Origin of the sequence: Chitinophaga sp. RAB17 (genome assembly GCF_052114225.1) — a bacterium.
In the GTDB taxonomy this organism is placed as follows: Bacteria; Bacteroidota; Bacteroidia; order Chitinophagales; family Chitinophagaceae; genus Chitinophaga.
The window spans coordinates 1-399 of the sequence record NZ_JBFREI010000063.1 but is presented as its reverse complement, the minus strand read 5'-3'; the positions used below and the strand labels follow the sequence as shown (position 1 = coordinate 399).

The 399-nt window shown below is 47.1% G+C and carries 1 protein-coding gene; it reads right to left on the bottom strand.

The features are described from left to right. Nucleotides 1-399: AMP-binding protein (locus tag AB4Z08_RS35865; RefSeq protein WP_441578581.1), on the bottom strand; the 399-nt coding region annotated here is incomplete at both ends.

Below are 399 nucleotides of genomic sequence, written 5' to 3'. Positions count from 1 at the left end.
CCGTCAGGTAACCTACCAATGTTTTATCACTGACAGCATCTGTCTTTACGATCACCACTCCTTGYTCTACTGTTTCGAAGGCATTCAGGGTACGTTCTATCTCGCCTAATTCTACCCTATATCCACGGATCTTTACCTGRTCATCTCCACGGCCAATAAACAGGATGTTGCCATCCGTACCATATTTCACAACATCACCGGTACGGTATAACTTTCCATCTCCCTYAAATGGATCATCGATAAAACGTTGATCCGTCAGCGTTAYATTATTCAGGTATCCGGCCGCCACGCCATCACCACCTATGTACAACTCGCCGGGAACACCTGCAGGACAGAGTTCCAGGGCCGGGCTTAAAACATAGGCACGGGTATTGGAGAATGGTTTACCTACAGGAATAT